The 18,076-nt window shown below is 67.3% G+C and carries 17 protein-coding genes; 7 read left to right on the forward strand and 10 right to left on the reverse strand.

Translation table 11 applies throughout. From position 1 onward, the window contains the following. The first annotated feature begins 65 nt into the window (after positions 1 to 65). Together IM660_RS13480 and IM660_RS13485 are read left to right on the forward strand one after the other, a co-directional pair. A complete protein-coding gene (locus IM660_RS13480) occupies positions 66 to 3,899 on the forward strand; it encodes a multifunctional oxoglutarate decarboxylase/oxoglutarate dehydrogenase thiamine pyrophosphate-binding subunit/dihydrolipoyllysine-residue succinyltransferase subunit (protein WP_281389248.1) in 3,834 nt (1,277 codons plus the stop codon). Beyond that, positions 3,896 to 4,507 (forward strand): GDSL-type esterase/lipase family protein, encoded by a 612-nt coding sequence (locus tag IM660_RS13485; RefSeq protein ID WP_281389249.1) that lies wholly within the window; start codon positions 3,896 to 3,898, stop codon positions 4,505 to 4,507. The genes IM660_RS13480 and IM660_RS13485 overlap by 4 nt, the downstream gene beginning before the upstream one ends. Positions 4,508 to 4,542: 35 nt before the next feature. Here the strand turns inward: IM660_RS13485 and IM660_RS13490 are convergent, their stop codons facing one another. The 3 genes from IM660_RS13490 to IM660_RS13500 form a co-directional block, all read right to left on the reverse strand. Then, positions 4,543 to 4,698 (reverse strand): methionine/alanine import family NSS transporter small subunit, encoded by a 156-nt coding sequence (locus IM660_RS13490; protein ID WP_193496225.1) that lies wholly within the window; start codon positions 4,696 to 4,698, stop codon positions 4,543 to 4,545. Beyond that, positions 4,698 to 6,239, reverse strand: a complete 1,542-nt coding sequence (locus tag IM660_RS13495) for a sodium-dependent transporter (RefSeq protein WP_193496227.1) — start codon at positions 6,237 to 6,239, stop codon at positions 4,698 to 4,700. The genes IM660_RS13490 and IM660_RS13495 overlap by 1 nt, the downstream gene beginning before the upstream one ends. Positions 6,240 to 6,360: 121 nt before the next feature. Then, positions 6,361 to 7,335, reverse strand: coding sequence for a zinc-binding dehydrogenase (locus IM660_RS13500; protein ID WP_193496229.1), 975 nt, complete (start codon positions 7,333 to 7,335; stop codon positions 6,361 to 6,363). 101 nt (positions 7,336 to 7,436) lie between these two features. Between IM660_RS13500 and IM660_RS20025 the strand changes: the two genes are divergently transcribed. Further along, on the forward strand, positions 7,437 to 7,511 hold the full coding sequence (locus IM660_RS20025; RefSeq protein WP_420853348.1) for a 50S ribosomal protein bL37: 75 nt from the start codon (positions 7,437 to 7,439) through the stop codon (positions 7,509 to 7,511). A 73-nt stretch (positions 7,512 to 7,584) separates the two neighbouring features. On the opposite strand, the gene rsrA is transcribed toward IM660_RS20025, so the two are convergent. Together rsrA and IM660_RS13510 are read right to left on the reverse strand one after the other, a co-directional pair. Further along, positions 7,585 to 7,851: a mycothiol system anti-sigma-R factor gene (gene rsrA / locus IM660_RS13505; RefSeq protein ID WP_193496231.1), complete on the reverse strand. Its 267-nt coding sequence runs from the start codon at positions 7,849 to 7,851 to the stop codon at positions 7,585 to 7,587. Further along, positions 7,848 to 8,600, reverse strand: a complete 753-nt coding sequence (locus IM660_RS13510) for a sigma-70 family RNA polymerase sigma factor (RefSeq protein ID WP_425503835.1) — start codon at positions 8,598 to 8,600, stop codon at positions 7,848 to 7,850. Before IM660_RS13510 ends, rsrA begins: the two co-directional genes overlap by 4 nt. 116 nt (positions 8,601 to 8,716) lie before the next feature. On the opposite strand from IM660_RS13510, the gene IM660_RS13515 reads away from it, so the two are divergent. Further along, positions 8,717 to 9,286, forward strand: coding sequence for a DoxX family protein (locus IM660_RS13515; protein WP_193496234.1), 570 nt, complete (start codon positions 8,717 to 8,719; stop codon positions 9,284 to 9,286). 19 nt (positions 9,287 to 9,305) lie between these two features. Here the strand turns inward: IM660_RS13515 and IM660_RS13520 are convergent, their stop codons facing one another. Beyond that, the gene (locus IM660_RS13520; RefSeq protein ID WP_193496235.1) at positions 9,306 to 9,926 is read right to left on the reverse strand and encodes a thymidine kinase; all 621 of its coding nucleotides are present in this window, start codon (positions 9,924 to 9,926) and stop codon (positions 9,306 to 9,308) included. Between the two features lie 103 nt (positions 9,927 to 10,029). Here IM660_RS13520 and aroA point away from each other — a divergent pair, with 103 nt between their 5' ends. The 3 genes from aroA to IM660_RS13535 all read left to right on the forward strand — a co-directional run bounded on the left by aroA (position 10,030) and on the right by IM660_RS13535 (position 13,537). Beyond that, the gene (gene aroA, locus IM660_RS13525; RefSeq protein WP_193499411.1) at positions 10,030 to 11,340 is read left to right on the forward strand and encodes a 3-phosphoshikimate 1-carboxyvinyltransferase; all 1,311 of its coding nucleotides are present in this window, start codon (positions 10,030 to 10,032) and stop codon (positions 11,338 to 11,340) included. Then, on the forward strand, positions 11,340 to 12,356 hold the full coding sequence (gene rsgA / locus IM660_RS13530) for a ribosome small subunit-dependent GTPase A (protein WP_193496237.1): 1,017 nt from the start codon (positions 11,340 to 11,342) through the stop codon (positions 12,354 to 12,356). The genes aroA and rsgA overlap by 1 nt, the downstream gene beginning before the upstream one ends. Positions 12,357 to 12,622: 266 nt before the next feature. Beyond that, on the forward strand, positions 12,623 to 13,537 hold the full coding sequence (locus tag IM660_RS13535; RefSeq protein WP_193496239.1) for a hypothetical protein: 915 nt from the start codon (positions 12,623 to 12,625) through the stop codon (positions 13,535 to 13,537). A 177-nt stretch (positions 13,538 to 13,714) separates the two neighbouring features. Here the strand turns inward: IM660_RS13535 and IM660_RS13540 are convergent, their stop codons facing one another. From IM660_RS13540 to IM660_RS13555, 4 genes are all read right to left on the reverse strand, one after another. Beyond that, positions 13,715 to 14,461: a succinate dehydrogenase/fumarate reductase iron-sulfur subunit gene (locus tag IM660_RS13540; RefSeq protein ID WP_193496241.1), complete on the reverse strand. Its 747-nt coding sequence runs from the start codon at positions 14,459 to 14,461 to the stop codon at positions 13,715 to 13,717. Continuing rightward, positions 14,458 to 16,428: a fumarate reductase/succinate dehydrogenase flavoprotein subunit gene (locus tag IM660_RS13545; RefSeq protein ID WP_193496243.1), complete on the reverse strand. Its 1,971-nt coding sequence runs from the start codon at positions 16,426 to 16,428 to the stop codon at positions 14,458 to 14,460. The genes IM660_RS13540 and IM660_RS13545 overlap by 4 nt, the downstream gene beginning before the upstream one ends. Continuing rightward, positions 16,429 to 17,151: a succinate dehydrogenase cytochrome b subunit gene (locus IM660_RS13550; protein ID WP_193496245.1), complete on the reverse strand. Its 723-nt coding sequence runs from the start codon at positions 17,149 to 17,151 to the stop codon at positions 16,429 to 16,431. Positions 17,152 to 17,257: 106 nt separating this feature from the next. Next, positions 17,258 to 18,073 (reverse strand): SMP-30/gluconolactonase/LRE family protein, encoded by an 816-nt coding sequence (locus tag IM660_RS13555; protein WP_193496247.1) that lies wholly within the window; start codon positions 18,071 to 18,073, stop codon positions 17,258 to 17,260. Positions 18,074 to 18,076 lie beyond the last annotated feature (3 nt).

Consider the following 18,076-nt stretch of genomic DNA (forward strand, 5'->3'; position numbering starts at 1 on the left):
TTCGCCTAGGCTGGTGGCCAACACATCCACATCGCGATTCCAGCGTGAAAGAGGGCGATCCCCGAGTGTCCCAGCAGGCACCCCACGACGACACGTCAGCATCTGCGGCCTTCGGCGGTAACGAGTGGCTCATCGAAGAGATGTATGCCCAGTACCGCGAGGACAAGTCGCAGGTGGATCCGGCCTGGTGGGACTTCTTCGAGTCCTATTCGCCCCGCGAGGTGAACCCGGCCTCCTATGGGGAGGGCGAAGGGTCCGGCCAGACCGAGGCGCACCGTAGCGCCCGGCCCGCAGACACTCCGACACCGCCGAAGGCGCCCGCCACCCCGGCGCCGAGCACCCCGGCGGTGGTCCCGGCCCACCCGGTCGAACCCGCTCCGGCCAGCACTGCGCAGGCGAACGACACCACGGCACCGACCTTGACCGTGCAGGGCGATGTCCCGCCCGAGCCGCCGCTGGCGACAGCAGAGGCGCCCACGGCGGCCTATACACGCTCGATGACCGGCGGCGGACCCCGCGATGCCGGAGGTGACGACGAGGTCTCCAGGCTGCGGGGGCCGGCAGCTCGCGTCGTCACCAACATGGAGTCCAGCCTCGCCGTCCCCACGGCCACCAGTGTGCGCACGGTGCCGGCCAAGCTCCTCGTGGACAACCGGATCGTCCTCAACAACCACCTGCGTCGTGGCCGTGGCGGGAAGGTGTCCTTCACCCACCTCATCGGCTTCGCGGTGGTCGAAGCGCTGGGCGACATGCCCGAGATGAACGCCGGCTACCGGACCGTCGATGGCAAGCCCGGGCAAGTGCGTCCCGCTCATGTCAACTTCGGTCTCGCGATCGACCTGGCCCGGCCGGACGGTACTCGCCAGCTGCTGGTCCCCTCGATCAAGGGTGCGGAGTCGATGGACTTCGCGGCGTTCTGGCGGGCCTACGAGGACGTGGTAGCCAAGGCACGCAACAACAACCTCACCGTCGAGGACTTCGCCGGAACCACCATCACCCTGACCAACCCCGGCACCATCGGCACGGTCCACTCGGTACCCCGCCTGATGGAGGGCCAGGGCACGATCGTCGGCGTCGGGGCAATGAACTACCCGGCCGAGTACCAGGGCGCGTCCCAGGAGACGATCGCCAAACTCGGCATCTCGAAGATCCTCACCATCACCTCCACCTACGATCACCGGATCATCCAGGGCGCCCAGTCCGGTGACTTCCTGCGGATCGTGCACAGCAAGCTGATCGGTGAGGACGGCTTCTACGACCGCGTGTTCGCGGCCCTGCGCGTGCCATATGAGCCCGTGCGGTGGACCACCGACGTCTCGGCTGACTCCCCCGATGACCTCGGCAAGCCCGCGCGGGTCGCCGAGCTCATCCACGCCTACCGCTCCCGCGGTCATCTGCTCGCCGACACCGATCCGCTGGCTTACCGCCAGCGCAAGCACCCCGACCTGGACGTGCAGAACCATCAGCTCACGCTGTGGGACCTTGACCGCACCTTCCCGACCGGCGGGTTCGGCGGGAAACCGCGGATGCTGTTGCGGGACATCCTCGGGCTGTTGCGCAACTCCTACTGCCGCACGATCGGCGCCGAGTACATGCACCTGCACGACGGTGCGCAGCGGCGATGGTTCCAGCAGCGACTCGAGTCCGGCTGGGCCAAGCCCGAGGTCGAGGAGCAGCGGCGCATCCTGCGCACCCTCAACGCCTCCGAGGCATTCGAGACCTTCCTGCAGACGAAGTTCGTCGGCCAGAAGCGCTTCAGCCTCGAAGGTGGGGAGTCACTGATCCCGCTGCTGGACCGGATACTGGAGCGCTCGGCCGAGGAGTCCCTGGACGAGGTCGGCATCGGGATGCCGCACCGTGGGCGGCTCAACGTCCTGGCGAACATCGCCGGGAAGTCCTACGCCCAGATCTTCGCGGAGTTCGAAGGCAACCAGGACCCGCGCACCGTGCAGGGCTCCGGAGACGTGAAGTACCACCTCGGCACCGAGGGGACGTTCACCGCCTCCTCCGGAGCGACCACGAAGGTCTACCTCGCCGCGAACCCCTCGCACCTGGAAGCCGTGAACGGCGTGCTCGAGGGCGTGGTCCGCGCCAAGCAGGACCGCATCGACCTCGGCGGCGCCGGGTTCTCGGTGCTGCCGATCCTCATCCATGGCGATGCCGCGTTCGCAGGGCAAGGCGTCGTCACCGAGACTCTGCAGCTGTCCCAGCTGCGCGGCTACCGCACCGGCGGCACGGTGCACATCCTCATCAACAACCAGGTGGGGTTCACCACCGGAGCCTCCGCCTCACGATCGACGCTCTACGCCACCGACGTCGCCAAGGGGCTGCAGATCCCCATCTTCCACGTGAACGGGGACGACCCCGAGGCAGTCGCGCACGTGGCCGAACTGGCATTCGACTACCGGCAGCAGTTCAACAAGGACGTCATCATCGACATGGTGTGCTACCGCCGCCGTGGGCACAACGAGGGCGACGACCCGTCGATGACGCAGCCGGTGATGACCTCCCTCATCGAGAAGAAGCGCAGCGTCCGCAAGCTGTACACCGAGGCGTTGGTCGGCCGCGGCGACATCACCGCCGACGAGGCCGAGGAGTTCCTCCAGCACTACAAGGGTGAGCTGGAGCGTGTCTTCACCGAGGCACGCGACGGCACTCAGCGTTCCACCAGCACCCAGGTCGCCGGCCTCGAGCCGCCGGAGTCTCAGCTCGAAGACGCCGGGGTGATGGTGGGCTGGCAGACGGCCGTTCCGGCGAAGGTGGTCGAGCACATCGGCTCCGCGCATACCCGGCCACCCGAGGGCTTCAACGTCCATCCCAAGCTGAACCAGCTGCTGGAAAAGCGTGCCACGATGTCGACACAAGGCGCCGTGGACTGGGCGTTCGGCGAGATCCTCGCCTTCGGCAGCCTCCTCATCGAGGGAACTCCGGTGCGGCTCGCCGGCCAGGACTCCCGTCGCGGCACCTTCGTGCAGCGGCATGCCGTCCTGCACGACCGTCTCAACGGCGCCGAGTGGACGCCGCTGATGTACCTGACACCCGATCAGGCGAAGTTCTGGACGTACGACTCCTCGCTGAGCGAATACGCCTGCCTCGCGTTCGAGTACGGCTACTCGGTGGAGCGCCCCGACGCGCTCGTCCTCTGGGAGGCCCAGTTCGGTGACTTCGTCAACGGCGCCCAGACCGTGATCGACGAGTTCATCTCCTCCGCTGAGCAGAAGTGGGGGCAGACGTCGTCGGTCGTGCTGCTCCTGCCGCACGGGTACGAGGGGCAAGGCCCGGACCACTCCTCGGCACGCAAGGAACGCTTCCTGCAGCTCTCCGCCGAGGACAACATGATCGTGGCGGAGCCCTCCACCCCGGCCAACCACTTCCACCTGCTGCGGCGGCAGGCATACCAGCGACCACGCCGCCCGCTGGTGGTGTTCACCCCGAAGCAGCTCCTGCGGCTCAAGGCGGCCACCTCCTCGCTGGAGGACTTCACCACCGGCACGTTCCAGCCGATTATCGGCGACACCGCCGTGGATCCGGGCAACGTCCGCCGGGTACTGCTGTGCAGTGGGCGCGTGTACTACGACCTGCTCGCCGAGCGCACCAAGCGGGAGGACGAATCCGTCGCCCTGGTACGGATCGAGCAGTTGTACCCGCTCGATGCCGGGGCCATCCAGGCCGAACTGGAGCGCTACCCGAACGCCGAGTTCGTGTGGGTGCAGGACGAGCCGCGCAACCAGGGCGCCTGGACCTACCTGATCACCCGGATGCCCGCCTACGCGCCGGTCGTGGCCGAGCGCGGCGTGCGGGTGATCTCCCGTCCGGCCTCGGCAGCACCGTCCGCGGGCACGGCGAGGAAGCACCAGGCTGAGCAGGCAACCCTGCTCGAGGAGGCGTTCGCCCAGTGAGCAGCCGCGCCCCGGAAGCGCGCGACCGGTGGCGGATCTGCGTGGTCGGCGACGAGCTCGTTGCCGGAATCGGTGATGCCCGCGGGATGGGGTGGACCGGTCGTGTCGCCGCCCGCACCCGCAGTGAGGACCCGATCGAACTCTTCTGCCTCCCCGTGCCGGACGAGTCCACGACGGCGCTCTCGGGTCGCTGGGAGAGTGAGTGCAACCGCCGCTTCGGCACCGGGGAGAACCGTCTGGTGGTGGCGCCGGGTTCGGCGGACCTTCGCCAGGGCGTGTCCTTGGCCCGTAGCCGGCTCAACCTCGCCAACGTGCTCGATGACGCCTCGAACCGGAACATCCGCGCCTTCGTCATGGGCCCACCACCGCGCAGCGACGTCGATCCCGGCCAGCTCGCTGAGCTCTCGACCGCGTTCGCTGATGTCTGCGCACGCCGCCGGGTGCCGTATGTGGAGACCTACCAGCCGCTGCACGACCACGAACAGTGGCTCGCAGACCTGGCCTCCACCGGCGGGCGGCACCCGGAGCAGGCCGGATACGGTCTGCTCGCCTGGCTCGTGCTGCACAACGGCTGGCACGAGTGGCTGGGCCTACCTCAGGACAGCTGACGACGTCACCACATGCGCGAACGCTGAGTGCTACGTCAGGTCGATGGCGGCGTGTCCGGCCTGCCGTCGTCGTCGATGTCATAGGCATCGACCTCCTCCGGATGGTGGCTCAGGTGCACGACTGCTGCCACCAGACCACCCCAGACGAGAACCAATGCGACGATCATCATGATCACGGCAGAGACGTCCATCATGCTTCCTTCCCGGGCGTTGGGGTGTTCCCCTGCCCTGCGTCATGAGCGGCCACCACGCCCTTGCGCCAGGGAATCACGGTCATGATCGCGGCGATCACCAGCAGGCCGATGGCCGAACCCCAGCCGTAGAGGGCGACGTAGCCGGAGGGCATCTCGCCATAACCGTCCTGGATCCTGCTGATCACCTGGGACACGAACATGAACCCGAGGATGAGCGGGGTGACCAGGCCCACCATCAGCTTCCAGAGCAGTCCCACCTTGAACGAGGACACCTCGTTGAGATGATCGCCCAGCATGCCGAGGCGCCGCAGCCCCCACGCCAGGGTGATCACCGAAGCGAGGCCGGCACCGACAATGCCGAAGTTATTGGCGAAAGCATCCAGCACGTCCAGCAGGTTCAGGCCCGTGGTGGTGGGGAACAACAGCAGCGAGACAATCGCCATCACTCCACCGACCCCGAAGACCGATGCGTTCCGGCTGAGACCGAACTTGTCCTCGATAGCCGTGAGCACCACCTCCACGATGCTGACCAATGAGGTGATCCCCGCCAGCACGAGGGCGGTGAAGAACAGCACGCCGAAGAAGGCGCCACCGGGCATCGTGGAGATGATCGTCGGGAAGGCGATGAACGCCAACCCGATCCCGGAATCCGCGACCTCGCTGACCCCCACACCGGCCGCCTGCGCCATGAATCCGAGCGTGGCGAACACACCGATCCCGGCAAGCAGCTCAAACCCGGAGTTGGAGAACGCGACCGTGAGTCCGGAGCCGGTGAGATTGGTCTTCTGCTTCAAGTGTGCCGCGTAGGTGATCATGATGCCGAAGCCGATGGAGAGGGAGAAGAAGATCTGGCCGTAGGCCGCCACCCACACGTCGGCATCGGTCAGGGCAGACCAGTCGGGTGTGAACAACGCGTCCAACCCGTCGATCGCACCGGGGAGAGTAAGCGCCCGGACAACCAGCACCAGGAAGATCGCCACCAGCAACGGAATGAAGATCATCGAGATCCTCGCGATCCCACCCTGGATTCCCCGCCAGTGTACGAGGAGGGCGAACACCCAGATCAACGCCAGCGGTATCGCCACCCCGGGCACCAGGGTCAGCCCCACGTCGAATCCGGCGTCTCCTTCTGCCTGCTGCAGGAACTGCCCGATCAGGAAGGCGCCAGGCTCCTCACCCCACGCTTCGGTCGCTGAGAAGCCGATGTAACGCACCGCCCACGCGATGATCACCGCGTAGTAGACCGCGATCACGAACGAGATCCCGACCTGCCACCAGCCGATCGACTCGGCACCACCACCGAGCCGGCGCCAGCTCAAGGGCGCCGATCCGCGGAACTTGTGCCCGATGGCGTAGTACATGAACAACAGCGGGATGCCCGCAGTCATCAGTGCCACCAGGTAGGGGACGATGAAGGCACCTCCCCCGCCTTCATAGGCGACGTACGGGAAGCGCCAGATATTGCCGAGCCCGACGGCGGACCCGATCGCGGCGAAGATGAAGGCTCGCCGCCCCTTGAATTGCTGTCGTTCGCTCATCTGAAGTCCTTCTTCGCACTGAGACGACGCGTTCACCCCACACACACCTGGCAACGCTTCAGGTGTGAGATCACGCACACGCTACCCCCGGCGCGCCGATCCGGCATCCGGAAGCGCCAGATCACCGCACGAGGACGACCTTTCCGAACGCCTCACCGGAGTCCAGCCGCCGGAATGCCCTGTGGATCTCGGCGTCATCGTCGAACCCGTACTGGCTGTCGATCACCGGCCGGATGCCACACGTGTCGATCATCGCCACGAGCTGCGCAAGTTCCGCTGCAGTGCCCATCGTGGAGCCGATCACCCGAAGGCTGCGGAAGAAGACCCGGTTCAGCTCGGCAGACGGTGCGGCGCCACTGGTCGCACCCGCGACTACCACCACCCCACCCGGGCGCAGCGATCGCAGCGAATGCTCCCACGTGGCCTGACCCACGGTCTCGATCACCACGTCCACCGGCGCCACCCGTGTGCTGGTGTGCACCGTCTCCTGTGCGCCGAAGGCCCTCGCCTGCTCCAGCTTCGCCTCGGACCGTGAGGTGACCACCACATGAGCGCCAGCCGCTCGAGCCAGCAGCAGGGCCGCCGTCGCCACCCCGCCCCCGGCGCCCTGGATCAGCACCCGCTGACCGGGACGCACACCCGCTGCCGTGGTGAGCATCCGGTAGGCGGTGAGATACGCCGTCGGCAGGCATGCTGCCTCGGCGAGCGTGAGCGATGCCGGCGCGGGCACCAGGTTGCGCGCCGGTACCCAGACCCGTTCGGCCAGGGTGCCCGGGAACTTCTCGGAGAGCAGGCTGCGGCGCGGGTCGAGCGTCTCGTCCCCCACCCAGTCCGGAGACGAGATCACGGCGTGCACGAGTACGGTTCGCCCGTCCGGGTCCAGGCCGACGGCGTCCGTCCCCAAGATCATCGGCAGTTGCTCGCTCCGCAACCCCACTCCGCGCAGACTCCACAGGTCGTGATGGTTGAGCGCTGCAGCCCGCACCTGGACCGGTACCCAGTCCGCAGGCACATCGGGCAGGTCTGACAAGTCCCCCGTCTCGAGCCCCGTCAGCGGGGAGCCGGGGTCCTGGCGGGCAGCGTAGACGGCTCGCATCCACCAACGTTACGCCTGCGTGCACCCACCAGGAAGGGGGGCAGCGTGCGGATGTGGGATCATGTCTCCTGGCCCTGACCCCCGAGACCCGAGGAGCTGCGATGAGCAAGCGCGGACGCAAGCGCAAGGCACGCCGTCACGGCGCCGCCAACCACGGCAAGCGCCCCAACTCCTGAATCCTTCAGGACGAGCAGAAGGCCCAGGCCCCGAGCGGGACCTGGGCCTTCTGCTGTACCGGGAGCGGGTCTGTCAGGAACGGCCCTGACGCAGCAACGTCAACTGGGTGCGCACGCGCATCCGGAGCTCGTCCGGAGCGACCTCGACGCAAGACTTGCGCAGGATCACCCGGACTTCCTGCTCCCGGCTGACGGCGTCCAGGCAGGTCTCGCACTCGGCGATGTGCGCCTTCAGCCGTTCCAGATCACCGTGGGACATCTCCCGGTCGATGTACTCATACAGGTGCTCGAGCGCTTCCTCGCAATGGCACGCACCGTTGTTCTCACTGGGCGACGTCACGATTTCTCTCCCACTTTCATGCCGAGGGACCGCGCATGGTCGGTGAGCATCTGCCGGAGCTGGGCTCGACCGCGGTGCAAACGGGACATCACCGTCCCGATCGGGGTGTCCATGATCTCGGCGATCTCCTTGTACGCGAAGCCTTCGACGTCGGCGAGATACACGGCCAGGCGGAAGTCCTCCGGCAGTGCTGCCAAGGCGTCCTTCACCTCGGAACTGCCGAGGGAGTCGAGGGCTTCGGTCTCGGCCGAGCGCAGCCCGGTCGAGGTGTGCGAAGCGGCACGGTGGATCTGCCAGTCCTCGATCTGATCGGCGTCCGACTGCTGCGGGGTGCGCTGCTTCTTGCGGTAGGTGTTGATGAAGGTGTTCGTCAGGATCCGGTACAGCCAGGCCTTGAGGTTGGTGCCCGGCTTGTACTGCGCGAAGGCGGCATAGGCCTTCGCGAATGTCTCCTGCACCAGATCCTCGGCGTCGGCCGGGTTGCGGGTCATCCGCAGGGCCGCACCGTAGAGCTGGTCGAGATAGGGCATCGCCTCAGACTCGAACCTGCGGTCTCTCTCGGCCGCAGTCTCGGTCTGGGGTGCCCGCTCGTTGTCCTCACTCATCACCCCTGAGCCTAGTCCGCGGATCGGCGTTCGGGAGACCGAGCGCTGACGCGGACGCCCCGAAACGGCTCCGCGAGCGCTCCCGGAGCGGCGGGCGCGCCGGGCGGCGTCGACGGTCACGGTTGCTGCAGTCACGTCCGGCACAACACCGGACGTGGCGTCAGCATTCCGGGCCCGCAGACCGGGCTCGCCGCAAGGTGAAGCTCGACATGCGCTCCGGACGGTTCGCACCTGGGCCGAATCTGCGGTAGCAATGACTCATGGATCCCGTGCGCGCTCTTGCCCGTCCCCTGCTCGCGTCCGTCTTCGTCGTGGACGGTATCGACGCCATCCGCCATGCTGACGAGCACGCCGCGCTGCTCGAGCCATGGGAGCCGCTGCTCGACAAGGTCTCGGAGAAGGTTCCGGCGATGCCGCAGAAGCGGACGACCCTGGTGCGGATCATGGGCGGCACCAGCGTGGCAGCCGGAGTCCTGCTTGCCTCGGGCAAGGCTCCCCGGCTCGCCGCAGGCGTGCTGGCCGTGATCGCGCTGAAGCAGACAGTCGTGCGGTACCCGTTCTGGAGCGCGAAGGGCGCTGACCGGAGGGAGAAGCTGACCGGGTTCATGCGCAATGCGGCACTCGTGGCCGGGCTGGTGTTCGCCGCCAACGACCGCCGCGGCAAGCCGTCGCTGGCGTGGCAGGTGGAGAATTGGCGCGAGCACCGCAGCGACCTGTCCGACGTCAAGTCCGACCTCGAGGATCAGTTGCGGATCGCCAAGGCCGAGATCAAGGCAGGTAAGGCTGAGCTGAAGTCGGGACTGCGCGGGGTGCAGGCAAAGATCTCCTGACGGCGGTGCGCGGCCACGGCTACCCGAACCGGCCTTCCGAGACCTCGAGATAGCAGCGCCCGCAGCGAGATTCGTAGGCCACCTGCTGACCGTCGATGGCGACCTGGGTTCCGTCGAGCACCACCTGTCCCCCGACGGTGCGTGTGGTCAGAACCGCCTTGCGCCCGCACCGGCAGATGGTCTTGAGCTCCTCCAGCGTGTGCGCAAGCTCCAGCAGCCGGGCCGAGCCCGCGAACGCACGGGTGCGGAAGTCGGTACGGATTCCGTAGGCAAGCACGGGCACATTGTCACTGACGGCGAGCCGGAACAGATCCTCCACCTGCTCACCGGTGAGGAACTGGGCTTCGTCCACCAGCAGACATGCCACCGGCGGTAGCTCCATCGCCGCGAGAGATCCCGGCTCCTGTCCCGTGGCGTGGGCTGCGAACAGGTCGCGCACGCTCTCGCCGGGGCCGATGAGGAAGTCAACGCGACGGGTCATGCCGAGCCGGGAGATGATGTCGGCATCACCCTTGGTGTCGACGGCAGGTTTGGCGAGCAGGACCCGCTGGCCGCGTTCTTCGTAGTTGAACGCCGCCTGCAGCAGTCCCGTGGACTTGCCGGAGTTCATTGCCCCGTACCGGAAGTAGAGCTTGGCCACGCACCTGTCCTTTCGCCGTCGGTACTCTACGCATCTCCCGACGACGCAGCTCACCCACCCCCTCACGCCCACCCCGTTTGGGCGCCAGTAGGCTGGAGGGGTGGTGAACACTCCTGACCTGTGGCCCGCTCCTGTCGCGACCGGACCGCTTGAGGCCGTCGTCGCTGTTCCTGGCTCGAAGTCACTGACCAACCGGGCGCTGCCGCTGGCGGCGCTGGCGAGCGCTCCGACCACGATCCGGGGTGCCCTGCACTCCCGGGATGCGGACCTGATGATCGGCGCGCTGCGCAGCCTCGGGGCGGGTGTGGAGGTCTCCGACAACGGCACGACCGTGCGCGTGGTGCCCCAGCCGTTGCGGGCAGGAGCACCCATCGACTGTGGACTGGCCGGCACCGTGATGCGGTTCGTCCCGCCGCTGGCTGCGCTGGCGGACGGCCCGGTGCTGCTCGACGGTGACCCGGGGGCACGCCTGCGGCCGATGGGACCGGTGCTGCGAGCGATCGCTGCACTCGGGGTGCCGGTGACCGGGCCCGACGATGCCGCCGACGGTTCCGGGGATGTTCCCGGATTCCTGCCGGTGGTCGTCCACGGTGCCGGGCGCGTGCGCGGCGGGGAGATCGAGGTGGACGCGTCGACCTCCTCCCAGTTCGTCTCCGGGCTGCTGCTGGCCGCACCGCGGTTCGAGGCGGGCCTGACGCTGCACCACGTGGGTGAGGTGCTGCCGAGCCAGCCGCACATCGATATGACGATCGCCGTGCTGCGCGACCGAGGTGTGGACGTCGACGACGTCGCTCCCGGCAAGTGGCGGGTGGAGCCGGGTGAGATCAGCGGTGGAGACGTGGTGATCGAGCCGGACCTGTCGAATGCGGGACCATTCCTCGCAGCGGCACTGGCGGCAGGCGGGCGGGTGAGTGTGCCGCACTGGCCCAGTTCGACCACGCAGCCGGGAGCACTGCTGCCGGAGTTCCTGACGCGGCTGGGCGGGTCGGTCACGCTGGCGGACGGCACGCTGACCGTGGCGGGATCGGGCGTGGTGCAGCCGGCAGACCTGGACCTGACCGCAGCCGGGGAATTGGCCCCGACCATTGCTGCCTTGCTGGCTCTGGCTCCCGGGGAGTCTCGGCTCACGGGGATCGCGCACCTGCGCGGGCACGAGACCGACCGGCTAGCGGCCCTGGTCACCGAGATCACCCGTCTGGGTGGTCACGCCGAGGAGCTTCCCGACGGCCTCCTGATCCGCGGGGGCGCCCTGCACGGCGCCGAGGTGGCGACCTATCACGACCATCGGATGGCGACCTTCGCCGCGATCGTGGGGCTCGCCGTCCCAGGGGTCGAGATCGAGAACGTGGGTACGACGGCGAAGACGCTCCCTGACTTCCCGTCGATGTGGCAGCGCATGCTCGGCGAGGACTGATGGCGAGGCGGCGCTCCTACACCGAGGCCGACGTACGGGTCCGCCCGAACCGGAAGGGCTCACGGCCGCGCAGCAAGCAACGTCCCGACCACGCCGATGCCGTACCCGGGCTGGTCACGGCAGTCGATCGCGGGCGCTATCAAGTGCTGACCGATGCCGGTGTGCCGGTGGTGGCGGTGAAGGCACGTGAGCTGGGCCGTGGCGCCGTGGTGGTCGGAGACCGGGTGGACCTGGTGGGCGACGTCTCCGGAGCCGAGGGCACGCTCGCACGGGTGGTGCGGGTGCAGGATCGGCGTACCCTGCTGCGCCGCAGTGCCGACGACACCGACCCCACCGAGCGTGGGATCGTCGCGAACGCCGACCAGCTGGTGATCGTGACCGCGCTGGCGGACCCGGAGCCGCGGCCGCGGATGGTGGACAGGTTCCTCGTGGCCGCCTTCGATGCCGGGATGGACGCCCTGCTGGTACTGACCAAGTCCGATCTGGTGAGCGAGGCGTTCGTGGCCGATTTCGTGAGCCGCTACGGTGCTCTCGATGTACAGGCCGTGGCCACCCGGCGCGACCACAGCAGTTCCGCCTGGGTCGATACGGTAGCCGAGCACCTGGACGGGCGCGTCTCCGTGCTCGTCGGTCACTCCGGCGTCGGGAAGTCAACGCTGGTGAACGCGCTGGTGCCGGACGCCGACCGTGCTACGGGCGACGTGAACGAGGTCACCGGCCGCGGCCGGCACACGAGCTCCTCTGCGGTGGCGCTACCGCTTCCAGCCGGCGGGTGGATCATCGATACCCCGGGCGTGCGGTCCTTCGGGCTCGCGCACGTCGATCCGGGTGACTTCGTGACCGCATTCGAGGATCTGGCCCAGGTGGCGGCCCAGTGCCCGCGTGGGTGCACGCACACCGAGGACGCACCCGACTGTGCCCTGGACCCCTGGGCCGAGTCCGGTACAGCCACCGACCGGGCCAGGCTCGACTCCTTCCGGCGCCTGCTCGCAAGCCGGCAGGGAGTCGAGGGGTAGCTGGGTCGGGCGTTGCCGGGAGCCGGGTATCACCGCGGCGGGGGATGTCCCCGCCCGTCGCCCGGCCACTCCAGGGGCCGAATAATCGACCCTTTCTCGGGTTTAACCCCAAAGATCGGGCCCCTTCCCGGCGCCGTAACTCGCGGACCCGCTTCCCGGGCCGAATAATCGACCCTTGAGCCGGTTCTACCCCGAGTTTCGGGCCCCTCAGCGCACCTGTGGATAGCCGCTGCACGCGACCGACGGTCTCGACAATTCTGGACCGCATGAGACGTACACCCCTACCGGCCGAACTCGAACAGCGCGCTTTCACGGTGAGTGAGGCGAAACAGCTGGGAGTTGGGCAGAGCAGACTCTACGACGACCACCTGAGCCGCCCCACCCACGGGGTCCGCACAACTAGTGAGCCGTCCACGGTCAGTGAGCTGGCAGAGGCAACAGCTACGGGCCTTCCCGACGACGTCGTGTTCTCCAGGCGCACTGCCGCGGAGATTCACAGGCTGAGACTTCCAGAGCGCCCCACGACCGACGACGATCTCGACGTGATGCGAGAGACGAACCGGGCCCGAATCCGCCGACGTGGATGCACACATCACAAGGGCCTCGAGCTCCGCGAGACCACCGAGGTGGACGGCATCAGAGTGACTGACCTCGTCGACACGTGGTGCGATCTCGCCGCCGAGATGAGTATCGAAGATCTCGTGGTCATGGGTGATTCGATCGCCAACCGGCTCGGATCGGTGGACCAGCTGCACGAGTCTCTGGCCCGGCGTAGAATCCGCGACGCTGACCGGCTACGACGAGCTGCCCGCTGGGTACGCCTGGGCTCGGCGTCCCACATGGAGTCACGGGTACGCCTGGCCATCGTGTGGGCAGGGCTCCCCGAACCCGAGCTCAACGTCACCCTCGACGACGAGATCGGCGGCTGGATCGGCGACGGCGACATGGTGTGGAGGAAGAAGCGGGTCGTTGTCGAGTACCAGGGCAAGGATCACTTCACGCCGGAACGCGGACCAGCCGACATCGACCGGCGCGACAACGCCGCTGCGAGCGGCTGGACCTACATCGAGATTGTCGCCGCTACGCACTACAAGAAGGCCAAGCGACACAAGTTCCTGGTCACACTCGCCGAAGCACTCGGCTGTGCCGTCGATGTCGACGCTTCCTGGCAGCAGCGATGACGCGCCACTGATGGGCCTGAAACTCGGGGTCAATCCCCTTCAGGGGTCGATTATTCGGCCCGGGAAGCGGGCCCGCGAGCGGCAGCGGCGTGCAAGGGCCCGAAACTCGGGGTGAAACCCGAGAAGGGGTCAATTATTCGGCCCGTGGAACGGGCCCGGCCCCTGAAGGGGCTGACCTCAACGACGGTGGGACAGGGCCCCGAGCACGTCGCGCTGCATCCGGGAGATCAGGTCGATCTGGATACCCTTCGGGCACGCGGCCGTGCACTCACCGATCTGGGTGCAGCCACCGAAGCCCTCTTCGTCGTGCTGGGCGAGCATGTCCAGGGCGCGGGAGTCGCGCTCGGGCTGACCCTGCGGAAGCAGACCCAGGTGGGTGATCTTCGCAGCGACGAACAGCGACGCCGACCCGTTCGGGCAGGCCGCCACGCAGGCGCCGCAGCCGATGCAGGTGGCAGCGTCGAAGGCAGCATCAGCGTCGGCCTTGGGCACCGGAGCCGCGTGGGCGTCCGGGGCGGTCCCGGTGGGAGCGCTGATGAACCCGCCGGCCTGGATGATCCGGTCGAAGGAGGACCGGTCGACCACGAGGTCCTTGATCACCGAGAACGGCTGCGCACGCCACGGCTCCACGTCGATCACGTCACCGTCGCTGAAGCTGCGCATGTGCAGCTGGCAGGTGGTGACGAGCTCGTTCGGACCGTGTGCGAGCCCGTTGATCACGAGACCGCACATCCCGCAGATCCCCTCACGGCAATCGCTGTCGAAGGCGATCGGGTCGTCCCCAGCCAGAGTGAGCTGTTCGTTGAGGACGTCCAGCATCTCCAGGAACGACATATCCGGTGACACGTCGGCCACCTGATAGGTCTGCATGGCACCGGGGGTATCGGCGTTCTGCTGACGCCAGACGCGCAGGGTGATGTTCACTTGTAGCTCCGCTGCTTCATCTCGATCTCGGTGTACACGAGGTCTTCCTTGTGCAGAATCGGCTGGCCACCATCTCCGCCGAATTCCCAGGCGGCGACGTAGGCGAAATTCTCGTCGTCGCGCAACGCCTCGCCGTCCTCGGTCTGGTGCTCGGCCCGGAAGTGGCCACCGCAGGACTCTTCGCGATGCAGGGCGTCGATGCACATGAGCTCGCCGAGCTCGATGAAGTCGGCCACCCGGCCGGCCTTCTCGAGGGTCTGGTTGAGCTCTTCATTGACGCCGGTGACCTTGACGTCGCGCCAGAACTCCTCACGCAACTCCCGGATGAGCCCGATCGCCTTCGTCAGCCCCTCCTTGGTGCGCTCCATACCGCAGTACTCCCACATGATGTGGCCGAGTTCGCGGTGGAAGGAGTCAACCGTGCGGGAACCGTTGATCGACAGCAGCGTGGCGACGCGCTCCTGCACCTGCTGTGAGACGGCGACCGCCTCGGGGTGGTTCTCGTCGGCCGCTTCGAAGGGTGCGTCAGCGAGATAGTTGCTGATCATCGGCGGGAGCACGAAGTAGCCATCGGCCAGGCCCTGCATGAGCGCCGAGGCCCCGAGCCGGTTGGCACCGTGGTCGGAGAAGTTCGCTTCTCCGACCACGAACAGCCCCGGGATGCTGGACTGCAGGTCGTAGTCGACCCAGAGGCCACCCATCGTGTAGTGCACGGCCGGGTAGATCCGCATCGGAACCTCGTACGGGTTCTCGCCGGTGATCTGGGCGTACATGTCGAACAGGTTGCCGTACTTGGCCTCTACGGCCTTGCGACCGAGCCTCTTGATCGCGTCAGCGAAGTCGAGGTAGACGCCGAATCCGCCGGGACCCACGCCACGACCCTCGTCGCACACCTGCTTCGCAGCGCGGGAGGCGACGTCACGAGGAACGAGGTTCCCGAACGCCGGGTAGCGGCGCTCCAGGTAGTAGTCGCGCTCGTCCTCGGGGATCTGACGCGGATCGCGCTTGTCGTCACCGTCCTTGGGCACCCAGATGCGGCCGTCGTTGCGCAGCGACTCACTCATCAGGGTCAGCTTGGACTGGTGGTCGCCGGAGACGGGAATGCAGGTGGGGTGGATCTGCGTGTAGCACGGGTTGCCGAAGTAGGCGCCCTTGCGGTGCGCCCGCCATGAGGCCGTGACGTTGCAGCCCATCGCGTTGGTCGAGAGGAAGAAGACGTTGCCGTACCCACCGGTTCCGAGCACGACGGCGTCGGCCATGTGGGTCTCGATCTCACCGGAGACCATGTCCCGTACGACGATGCCGCGGGCACGACCGTCGACGATGATCACGTCGAGCATCTCGTGGCGGGTGTACATCTCCACGGTACCGGCGGCAATCTGACGTTCAAGGGCCTGATAGGCGCCCAGCAGGAGCTGCTGACCGGTCTGGCCGCGGGCGTAGAAGGTACGCGAGACCTGGACGCCACCGAAAGAGCGGTTGTCGAGCAGGCCACCGTATTCACGGGCGAACGGCACACCTTGAGCGACGCACTGGTCGATGATCTCCACACTGGTCTGTGCGAGGCGGTAGACGTTGGTCTCGCGAGAGCGGTAGTCGCCGCCCTTGACCGTGTCGTAGAAGAGGCGGTGAATGCTGTCGCCGTCGTTGCGGTAGTTCTTCGCCGCGTTGATCCCGCCCTGCGCTGCGATGGAGTGCGCCCGGCGCGGGGAATCCTGGTAGCAGAAGTTCTTCACGTGGTAGCCGGCCTCGCCGAGCGTGGCGGCGGCGGCCCCACCAGCCAAGCCTGTGCCGACGATGATCACCGATCGCTTCCGCCGGTTCGCCGGGTTGACGAGCTTGGCGTCGAAGCGGCGCTGGTCCCACTTCTGGCTCAGGGGGACGTCGGGGGCCTTGGCGTCGGCGATCGGGTCGCCGTCGACGTAGAAGGACCCGGAGTTGTCTACGTGCTCGGGAGTGACGCTCACTTAGCCGACCAATCCGAAGAAGATGCCGAACGGCGGGAGCAGGAAGCCCACCATGATGACGAGGGCGACAAGGGTCGCCAAGATGTTGAGGTTGCGCCGACGACGCTGGCTGGTGTTCGCGCCGAGACTGGCCAGTGCGGCCCAGACGCCGTGCCGCAGGTGGAACCCGACAGCGAGCAGCGCAATCGTGTAACTGAGCACGACCCACCAGATCTCGAAGCCGTTCACCACGCGTTCGTAGGGGCTGTCGGAGGCACCACCGGGAGCGATCGTGTTCCACGTGAAGTGCATGAGGTGGTAGATCACGAACAGGATGATCACCACGCCGCCCCACCTCATCGTGAAGGAGGCATAGCTGCGCTGGCTACCGCGCGGCGCCTTCGAACTGGCGTAGCGCTGGCTGCCCTTGCCTCCGGTGGCCGCCCGGGAGCGTCGCCAGAGCGTGACGGCGGAGAAGATGTGCACCCCGATCGCCGCGAGCAGGACGATCCGGATCAGCCACAGTGCACCCTCGTAGGGGAGCAGGGGCTCACCGAGCTCGCGCAGATGATGTGCGTATTCGTCGAACGCCTCCTGACCTGCGAAGACCTTCAGGTTCCCGTACATGTGAGCGACCAGATAGCCCACGAGCACGAGTCCGCTGATCGCCATCGCGACCTTCAGGACGACGGTCGATCGCCACACCGGGGTTCGGGAGGACGAAGTCACCGTTCGCGTTGCCACGGCCCCTAACCTAACGCCTCTGGAGAGTACTTCGCGCACTCAGGCACCGTCACCGGCACACCGAGACAACACCGAGATATGAACGATTCTCATCACAAAAACCCCGTCACCCCGCGTCCAGAGCGCTGTCGATCACGCTCACGTGCCAGCGCCCGAGGTTGGAGGTGAACAGGTCCGCTCCCCGGAAAGCGACATTCGTCGGATGGCACAGCACGTGAGCGGTCTCGTCCGCCACCAGCGTGGTGACTGCCCCGCTCGCGGGATCCACGCGCAGCACCTGGCTGGGCTCGTAACACCCGACGTACAGCATTTGGTCGGGGCCGATCGTGACGCCGTCGGGAAGCACCCCGGGCATGACTGCCACGGTCTCGGCAGGGCCGGGGCCGCCGTCGGGATGGATCGGGATCCGCACCAGACGGGAGGCGAACGTCTCGACCACGTAGACGCAGCTCTCATCATCCGGGACGGCCAGGCCGTTGGCGATGTCGAGCGGACGGTCGTACCAGAGCCCACCGGTCCCGTCCCGATCGAACCGGTACACCCCTGGCCCTGGCTCACCCTGCACGTTCGAGTCGGTCACGTACACCGACCCTGACGGCGCCACGCGCACCATGTTGGGAGTGACGAAGGGCCGGGCTCCCCCACCCGTGAGCTGTTCCAGCCCACCGGCGAATCGGTACAGCGCCCGGTGGGCCAGATCACACAGGTACACATCACCTGTGGGGTCGATATCGACGCCCAGCACGAATCCGCCCGTACTGGCGACCTGCTCGCGCTGACCCCCATCCGGGGAGATCCGGTAGAGCTGCCCCCGCTCGCCGCCGCACCAGATGCTGCCGTCCGGGTGCACCGCCACGCCCTCCGGGTGGTCCAGCCGCGGCTCCGAGAGCGTGCCGTCGTGAAAGACCCTCGCGCTCGCCATGTC

This window comes from Ruania alkalisoli (assembly GCF_014960965.1).
GTDB classification, from domain to species: Bacteria; Actinomycetota; Actinomycetes; order Actinomycetales; family Beutenbergiaceae; genus Ruania; species Ruania alkalisoli.

Bases quoted from the DNA above. Each gene is read 5' to 3' on its own strand.
- IM660_RS13500 (WP_193496229.1), bottom strand. From the start codon at position 7,335: ATGCGAGCCGTCTACGCTGCCCGCCAGGACCCCGGCTCCCCGCTGACG.
- IM660_RS13490 (WP_193496225.1), bottom strand. From the start codon at position 4,698: ATGGACGTCTCTGCCGTGATCATGATGATCGTCGCATTGGTTCTCGTC.
- IM660_RS13495 (WP_193496227.1), bottom strand. From the start codon at position 6,239: ATGAGCGAACGACAGCAATTCAAGGGGCGGCGAGCCTTCATCTTCGCC.
- IM660_RS13555 (WP_193496247.1), bottom strand. From the start codon at position 18,073: ATGGCGAGCGCGAGGGTCTTTCACGACGGCACGCTCTCGGAGCCGCGG.
- rsgA (WP_193496237.1), top strand. From the start codon at position 11,340: ATGGCGAGGCGGCGCTCCTACACCGAGGCCGACGTACGGGTCCGCCCG.
- IM660_RS13535 (WP_193496239.1), top strand. From the start codon at position 12,623: ATGAGACGTACACCCCTACCGGCCGAACTCGAACAGCGCGCTTTCACG.
- IM660_RS13515 (WP_193496234.1), top strand. From the start codon at position 8,717: ATGGATCCCGTGCGCGCTCTTGCCCGTCCCCTGCTCGCGTCCGTCTTC.